The sequence below is a fragment of the Acinetobacter tianfuensis genome (assembly GCF_003611465.1).
In the GTDB taxonomy this organism is placed as follows: domain Bacteria; phylum Pseudomonadota; class Gammaproteobacteria; order Pseudomonadales; family Moraxellaceae; genus Acinetobacter; species Acinetobacter tianfuensis.
Genome location: NZ_RAXV01000062.1, coordinates 1 through 6,055, shown reverse-complemented (window position 1 = coordinate 6,055; position 6,055 = coordinate 1). Strand labels below are relative to the sequence as shown.

Sequence of the window (6,055 nt, the reverse complement as noted above, 5' to 3'; positions counted from 1 at the left end):
AGCAACATCTTCATTATTATAATTATCTTTATAAACTTGAATTGCATAAGGCTTTATTTCAGAACTAAAGACACAAACAGGCTGTTTTTTTTGTTCTAAAACAGCCTGTTCAAAACCTAGTCGAAATCCGCCCATACCTGCGAATAAGTCGATAAATTTAATTGTTTGCATAAGATAAAATTCAAAACTCATTTAATTGGCAATAGTAGCAATTAATTTTAAGAGGTTCCACTAGTTTCTTATATGTCAAATTAAATCAATGATTTATTTAGCCGAGCGAGTGTCTACGAGCGATTGAGCATCATAAAAATTTTGCCCTCGTTTTTTCCCTGATTACAAGCTCCCTTTCGATTTTAAACGGTAGGTACAGAGCATCCCGAATGGGTGCGAACTTTGGAGCTTTTGCTTTTAAAAAAGTATGAGCAAAGCGAATACATTATTAATGCTTTTGCTTTTTGATTTCACAAATAGGATTAACCAAAAACTGCCCCACGAAGCGAGGTACGAGCTTCAATAGAGTACGAGCTTTAGCGAGTACATAGGGCAGTTTTAAGAGTCCTCTCTTTTTTATATTTTTAAATATTTTAAAAGATTTTTAGACCCTACTCAAAGCTATGCTGTGCATGGCTTTGCAAGGTTTAACTATGAGGGATTGACGCATAACTATGAGGGATTGACGCATAACTATGAGGGATTGACGCATAACTATGAGGGATTGACGCATAACTATGAGGTGATATATTATTCTCATAGTTAATAATAAGGAATACAAAAATGAGTAGGCTCTTAGTAGTCAAGGCAAATAATATTATTGAAGCTAGTTATCAACTGTCTTTGAATGAACAGCGCTTAATTTTGGCCGCTATAGCCTGTATACCTAAAGGTGAAGAAGTGACAGATAACACAGGTTATTGCGTCACAAGGGAATCATTTATTGAGTTAGGTGTTAACCCAAAAACAGCAAGCAGGGAAATCAGAGAAGCATGTGATCGACTTTTTAATAGAGTTATCACAATAACAACTGAAGCAGGGACGTTTAAAACTCGATGGGTTCAAGACATCATGAAATACAATAGTGACTGGGCTTTGGCTAATCCTGAATTTATCCAAGAGGTAACGGGAAGCGATCCTTATGCAGAAGATTATATTTTGGCTGCAATAAGATTTAGTAAGTCTGTATTACCTTTTATTAGTAACTTATCGTCTAACTTCACACAATATTTTCTTCAAGACATAGCAGGAGTAAGTAGTGGGTATAGCGTTCGATTTTATGAATTAATGATGCAGTTCAAGAGTACAGGTTATCGAAAAATAAGGCTTGATGACTTGCGCAATATGCTTGATTTAAATAATAAATATCCATTAACGGCAGACTTAAAAAGATGGGTAATAGATACCGCAATTGATGAACTTAATGAAAAATCTCCCATTACAATTAAATATAAACTGTTAAAAACAGGGCGCAAGTTCACACACATAGAATTGAAATTTAAGCAAAAATTATCACCTAAAAAAATAGAATCTCAACGAGATCAAAAAACTATAGATATGTTCAGCAACTTATCTGACAGTCAAATTAAAACCTACAGTTCAGTATTGTCTAAGGTTCATAGCATCTCAGACTTAGCCGACAATAAAGATTATTCAGCGTTTGCAATATGGATTGCCAATATTTTACGTGACCCTACATCCGTCCGAGAAGAAACGGCAAAGAGGATTTTTAAAACATTGCGGACTGAAACGGATTTTAAAGATTAAGTAATTTTCTATTTCAATATCCGTTTATCCAAGTTTAGAAAAATCAGGATTCTAGCCATGATCAAATTAGATAACCTATCCGCAGACCTCAAGCATGTAGGTGTTGAATACCTAGACATCGTAAATTATGAAATTGCGAGGGAAAATATTTGCGGTTATATCTTCCTATTATCCCGAATATCCAAAGATGCCGAACCCACCGAAAAAATGCAGATGGAAAGCAAAATACAGGACTTAATTTACTATCGAGATAATTTGCAGATAGAAGACAAGGACAATATTCAAAAGGTTTTAAATACGCTCATTCCAGAGTATCAAGCCGAACAAAACAACCAAACAGCTAAGAAAAATTAGGCTTCAATGTCGGGCAAATCAAAAAGCTGTCGATCTCTATTTTCTGTTAAATATTCGTTGAGTTCAGCCAATATTTTTTCTTTATTGGCTTCATTTGCCTGCATTTTCTTAATCAAGTAAGAACCGAGCAAAATTTTACGCCGAGTATCATCCTTGCGCTCCTGTTCTTTCTTTTTGGTACGTTCTCTTGCTTCAATAGCCTGTTTCTGTGCTTTTAACTGTTTCAGCTTCTCTAACTGGGCTTCAATTTTCTTTTCGATATTTTCAGCAGATTTAGTCATAACGGTTAATTTCGGAATATAGAAAACCACTCAAGCATAAGACCCTATGAATTGAAATTCAAGCGGGTAATATGCTATCGTGTTTTTCATGAAATGCGCACTTACGACTTGAATTTCATTCAAGTCATCGTTGCGTAAGGGGAATCCCCTTAACCCCAAAAAATTGCTACGCAATTTAAAAAGGCGAAAGAAAAAATGGCGATTTATCATTGCTCAACAAAAACAGTGAATCGAAGTTCGGGACGAACTGCGGTTGCATCGTCTGCCTACCGTTCAGGGGAAAAACTCAAAGATGAACGAACAGGACTAACCCACGACTTTACGAGAAAGGACGGTGTCGCCCATAGCGAAATTGTGTCTAACCTTGATATAGAAATAGACCGTAGCGAGTTGTGGAACTTGGCGGAACAGTCCGAAAACCGCAAAGATGCTCGAACCGCTAGAGAATGGGTGATTGCCTTACCTGATGAACTGGATGCAGATCAACGTAAGGACTTGGCAAAAGAGTTTGCCCAATCACTTGTTGATCGCTATGGCGTGATCGCAGATTTAGCCATTCACGAACCCAGCAAAGGCGGAAATGATAAAAACCATCACGCCCATATCATGCTGACCACCCGAAAAGCTGAATTAGACCCTGACAATAAACTCACTTTGACGACAAAAACAGATATTGAGTTAAGTAATGCCAAACGCAAAAGCCTAAATATGGGAACAACCCAAGACGACATCAAACAGATTCGGGAAACATGGGCGGACTTAGCCAATCACGCACTGGAGCGAGCAGGCTACCGAGAAAAAATAGACCACCGCAGCTATGCCGATCAGAACAATGGACTACAAGCCACCATTCATGAGGGGACTTCGGTCACTCAACTCCGTAGACAAGGCATAGACACCGAAATCAGCCGTTATAACGACCATGTGAAGCAACACAACGCCCAACACCTCAAACAACAGCAACAGCGCACAGATAGCGTTTTACAGCACGGTTTAAACCGTGCCGAGCAAGGCTTCGAGCAATGGCAGAAAAACCAAGAAGCTAAACGCCTAGAACAAGAACGCCAAGCCGAAATACAACGACAGCAAAAACTAGAGCAACAGCAAGCCGAGCGAGCCAACCGTAAAGCATCACAAGACTTAGATCAGGGCGGAATGTACCGATGAGCAACCAAAACGACCTAGATGACCAGCTCTATATTTTACTGGCATCTATGAAAGAGTATCGAGAAGCCATAGCAGACGATAACAAGCGATTAGAAGCGTTTTACAAGGAAGTGGCTAGCGGAGTACTCAATAAGGCCGAAAAACACCTAAAAAACGCCAATCAGAAGCAAATAGACGCACTCAACAACAGTATTCAGGAATTAAACAATGCAACCAATCAACTTGACTGGCGATTCATGGCAATCTACGCCAGTGCTTTTGTTAGCTTGCTGATCGTTTTCTTTTTAGCATTATTTTTATATGTGCCGAGCATGGACGAAATCAAACAGCGTAGAGCAGACGTTGCATGGCTAGAACAAAAATACAGCCTAGATATTAAAAATTGCAATGGGAAGTCTTGCGTTCGCATCATGAAAAATGACTGTCACGGAGCGAATAAGGATTATTGTGTGATTGACCCAAAATAATGATTAGACAGTACTTTGCTCGGCTCTTGCCATCACCGAATCAATGACAGCAGTCGCAAAGTTGCCCGACTTTGAAACATGGCTAAAGCCATATTTCAAAGCATCGAGCCATATTAAATAGCCTTAAAGTATTCTTGGAAAATTCATTCTTTTGCAGTTTAATCAATAACTTTATTCCAAATAGTAAAGATTAAAATGCTATACACACAAATTATTCCATTATTACAAGCTCAGAATCTTATTGGTTCTTCTGGGGTTATTTCATTTAATCTTCTAGGAGTAAATGTGCATGTGTCTACAAAAGATGTAATAGGTGGTTTACTACAAGATTGGTTTGGAAATTGGATGACTTTGAATGGATTCAGTTGGCAACCAGGTCCCAATGCTCAATCTTGGCCTGACTTCATTCTTGGTGATGGAACACATTTAGAGTTTAAAGCTTTCGATGGAACTGCTAGCCCAAATTTCGATTTGGCTAACTTTGATGCTTTTACTAGAAGTCTTTTAACAGAGCCTGAAAGGCTTGATACAGACCACCTTGTTTTTGAATATTTTTTACAAGCTGGTGGCATCGTGACGATTAATAATATTTGGGTAAAAAAAATTTGGGAAATGGCGGGACCATCTGATACTAATATATTAAATTTACAAGTGAAACAGGGTGTTCCTGTAAATATTCGTCCTAAAAACTGGAGATCCAATAGCCCAAGAATCACTTTCTTTGGGCAAAGATTGGATTTCGTTATTGCATTAGATCAAGCTTTACAGCACTTCTATCCAAATAGACATATAAATTGGTTAGCTACTGTTCAACAAAATTATCTAATCAGAACTGGACAAGTTCTATAATTAAATCAGTTCTAGTTGATTGTGCCGTTTTTTATCTCTTTTATCGCTATTAAAAACGGCATTAAGTAATCTAGTTGCTACGGCTTTAACAACGGGAACCGCAACAGTATTTCCAAAAAGATCAAATGCTTCTTTAGGTTTAACATTTAAAATATAGTCATCAGGAAAACCAAATAGGCGTTTCTGTTCTATATCTGTTAACAATCTTAATCCTTTGCCATCAGGTACAACAATTCGATCTAAATCTGTAGCAACAAGTGTTGGAGTTACTGCTTTAGGATCAAGAATTTTATTGATTTCATAACTTAGCTTGCCTGCTACGATGTTATACCCCTTTTCAATATCTTCTCTATACTCACGTTTTTGCTTTTTAATTCCATTATCATCTAAGAACGTAACTACATCTTTAGGGTGTTCTAATTTCACATATTTCTTTTTACAAAGATCATCCAGCATTTCTTGAAGATTTGGGTGTTCGTAAAAAGTAGTAATTTCCTCAATAGTAAGTGGCATTCCATCCATCCATTGAATACCTTTTAACTCAGCCCATTTTTTATTTCTTCTTGCCCTCATAATTTTGCCAAGAAGCTCACGTTGATCTTTTGATACGGAGCCTTTTAACTCAATATCCCAGCTATGAATATTATTTGATCCACCTCTTTTATCTTTAACAGATTTTCCATATAAATCATCTATTTGATAGTGATTTAGCAATAAGTCTATTAATTTACCCTGTAACAGAGGTTTATTTTTTTCCAATACAGAATCTAATGTATTAACTATTGGTTCAAATCCATCCAAGTTAACCGATGAATTAAGCGTACCTGTGATGTAAATACGCTTCCTTGCTTGAGGAACCCCAAAATTACTAGCATCAAGTACTTGCCAAGAAACAAAATATCCAAGATTTCTTAATGATTGCAAAATAATAGTGAGTGTTTGTCCCATTTCATCCGATTTATTTAATAAATCATGCTTTACCAATCCATCAACATTTTCAAGAATAAAAGCTTGTGGTTTTTTTTCTTTGAGGATTCTTTCAACCTCAAAAAACATAGTTCCTCTAGTATCTAAAAAACCTTGACGTTTTCCTGCACTACTAAAAGCTTGGCAAGGAAATCCAGCCAATAAAACATCAAAGTCAGGAATTTCAGAGCTATCTATTTTTGTAATATCTCC

The 6,055-nt window shown here is 37.0% G+C and carries 8 protein-coding genes; 5 read left to right on the top strand and 3 right to left on the bottom strand.

What is annotated here, in order from left to right:
- The coding region (locus D7V32_RS16525; RefSeq protein WP_147394240.1) for a DNA cytosine methyltransferase at positions 1-171 on the bottom strand (171 nt) is incomplete at its 3' end.
- Between the two features lie 603 nt (positions 172-774).
- Here D7V32_RS16525 and D7V32_RS16520 point away from each other — a divergent pair.
- Both D7V32_RS16520 and D7V32_RS16515 read left to right on the top strand, forming a co-directional pair.
- Positions 775-1,758, top strand: coding sequence for a RepB family plasmid replication initiator protein (locus D7V32_RS16520; RefSeq protein WP_120403880.1), 984 nt, complete (start codon positions 775-777; stop codon positions 1,756-1,758).
- A gap of 57 nt (positions 1,759-1,815) precedes the next feature.
- The gene (locus tag D7V32_RS16515; RefSeq protein ID WP_120403879.1) at positions 1,816-2,112 is read left to right on the top strand and encodes a hypothetical protein; all 297 of its coding nucleotides are present in this window, start codon (positions 1,816-1,818) and stop codon (positions 2,110-2,112) included.
- Here D7V32_RS16515 and D7V32_RS16510 read toward each other — a convergent pair.
- Complete coding sequence (locus D7V32_RS16510; protein ID WP_004871868.1) at positions 2,109-2,393, bottom strand: hypothetical protein; 285 nt, start codon at positions 2,391-2,393, stop codon at positions 2,109-2,111. The genes D7V32_RS16515 and D7V32_RS16510 overlap by 4 nt on opposite strands.
- Before the next feature lie 195 nt (positions 2,394-2,588).
- On the opposite strand from D7V32_RS16510, the gene mobQ reads away from it, so the two are divergent.
- From mobQ to D7V32_RS16495, 3 genes are all read left to right on the top strand, one after another.
- Positions 2,589-3,560 (top strand): MobQ family relaxase, encoded by a 972-nt coding sequence (mobQ, locus tag D7V32_RS16505; protein WP_004897098.1) that lies wholly within the window; start codon positions 2,589-2,591, stop codon positions 3,558-3,560.
- Positions 3,557-4,027 carry a hypothetical protein gene (locus tag D7V32_RS16500; protein WP_120403878.1) on the top strand — a complete coding sequence of 157 codons (471 nt, stop codon included), beginning with the start codon at positions 3,557-3,559 and terminating at the stop codon, positions 4,025-4,027. The genes mobQ and D7V32_RS16500 overlap by 4 nt, the downstream gene beginning before the upstream one ends.
- 195 nt (positions 4,028-4,222) lie before the next feature.
- Entirely contained in the window at positions 4,223-4,876 is a 654-nt protein-coding gene (locus D7V32_RS16495) for an NgoBV family restriction endonuclease (RefSeq protein WP_120403877.1), read from the top strand.
- Here the strand turns inward: D7V32_RS16495 and dcm are convergent.
- On the bottom strand, positions 4,877-6,055 hold a 1,179-nt coding region (gene dcm / locus D7V32_RS16490), incomplete at its 5' end, for a DNA (cytosine-5-)-methyltransferase (RefSeq protein WP_120403876.1).

Bases quoted from the DNA above. Each gene is read 5' to 3' on its own strand.
- D7V32_RS16520 (WP_120403880.1), top strand. From the start codon at position 775: ATGAGTAGGCTCTTAGTAGTCAAGGCAAATAATATTATTGAAGCTAGT.
- D7V32_RS16515 (WP_120403879.1), top strand. From the start codon at position 1,816: ATGATCAAATTAGATAACCTATCCGCAGACCTCAAGCATGTAGGTGTT.
- D7V32_RS16510 (WP_004871868.1), bottom strand. From the start codon at position 2,393: ATGACTAAATCTGCTGAAAATATCGAAAAGAAAATTGAAGCCCAGTTA.
- mobQ (WP_004897098.1), top strand. From the start codon at position 2,589: ATGGCGATTTATCATTGCTCAACAAAAACAGTGAATCGAAGTTCGGGA.
- D7V32_RS16500 (WP_120403878.1), top strand. From the start codon at position 3,557: ATGAGCAACCAAAACGACCTAGATGACCAGCTCTATATTTTACTGGCA.
- D7V32_RS16495 (WP_120403877.1), top strand. From the start codon at position 4,223: ATGCTATACACACAAATTATTCCATTATTACAAGCTCAGAATCTTATT.